This window comes from Cupriavidus sp. 01L46 (assembly GCF_056399905.1).
This window is the reverse complement of sequence record NZ_JBFTSF010000628.1, coordinates 1-1,069: the sequence shown is the minus strand read 5'-3', so window position 1 is coordinate 1,069 and position 1,069 is coordinate 1. Positions and strand designations below refer to the sequence as shown.

2 protein-coding genes are annotated in these 1,069 nt (G+C 57.1%); both read right to left on the bottom strand.

Translation table 11 applies throughout. From position 1 onward, the window contains the following. Positions 1-476, bottom strand: a 476-nt coding sequence (locus tag AC1DS3_RS38965) for a heparan-alpha-glucosaminide N-acetyltransferase domain-containing protein (RefSeq protein ID WP_477129405.1), incomplete at its 3' end; no start/stop codon positions are given. Next, the coding region (locus tag AC1DS3_RS38960; RefSeq protein ID WP_477129404.1) for a TetR/AcrR family transcriptional regulator at positions 473-1,069 on the bottom strand (597 nt) is incomplete at its 5' end. The genes AC1DS3_RS38960 and AC1DS3_RS38965, both read right to left, overlap by 4 nt.

Genomic DNA, 1,069 nt, shown 5'->3' with positions numbered 1-1,069 from the left:
GTGTAGTGTAACGCTGCCCATTCCCAACCTTGACTGTAGTCGGAGTTCAGCAAAGCCCACAATGAAACAGTTGCCACGGCCAACATGGTGGCGAGCAACGGCGCAATCCTAGCTCGCAGCAACGGCAATGCCAGCAGGAAATACACTGCGTAGTAATGGATGATGTCGGCGGGAAATATCAGCAGATTAAGTAATCCTGCACATAGCAGGAATAGCGAACGGCGTAGCGTCCATATGCGTGCCGTTGTCGACTCCAGATTGCGTGTTGCTAGCACTAAGCCCATGCCAGCCAGCACTACAAAGGTGGCTGACGCCTTGCCTTCAAGGAAGCCCAATAGTCCGTCCAGCCACGCCGGCCCACGGGCGGCAGGCTGCATCGCTAACCGGAAGTTGACCAGTGTCATTCCGGCCAGCGCCAGATAGCGAGCCAGATCCAGACCATCCAGGCGCGGTCTTGCGGGGGGAGCAGACGTCATGTTCCAAGCAAGCCGTGCAGGAGCCCTGGATGGAGCGCATCCATTGCCTGGACAGAGGGATTGTCTTGGTAGCCGGCGGTTTCTGCCTGCGCCATCAACGCCTGGCGCAAGGCATCGTTCTCAACAATATCTAGCATTGCCTGTGCCACTAGCCGCGCGGGCGCAGTCGGTTTGAACACGCCTCGCTTCATGGCACGTTCGATTGCATTTGTCRGGGTATCGAGCAATTGCCTGCGATTGTTCTCGAACGCAGGCATAAGAGCGGGACTTCGCGCGATTTCCGCCAGGCATTCAACGCCCAGTATCGCCCATTCGCGCTGCCGGCAAAGCGCCCAGTATGCTGCAAGGAACTGCTTTACCTGTTCCGTTGATGGATTGGCGGTTCTTTCGAGTGTGCGTAGCAGCGGCGCTAGTTCGGCCTGCTCCTGATTTGCAACTTCGGCAATAAGAGCCTGTTTGCCGGGAAAGTAGTTGTACAGGTTGCCCAGACTGACTGACGCAGCCAAAGCTATATCGCGCATGCTGGTCGCGTGAAAGCCCTTGTCTATGAAGCAGTCGATGGCGGCCTGCATGATGACGGTACGACGATCCGT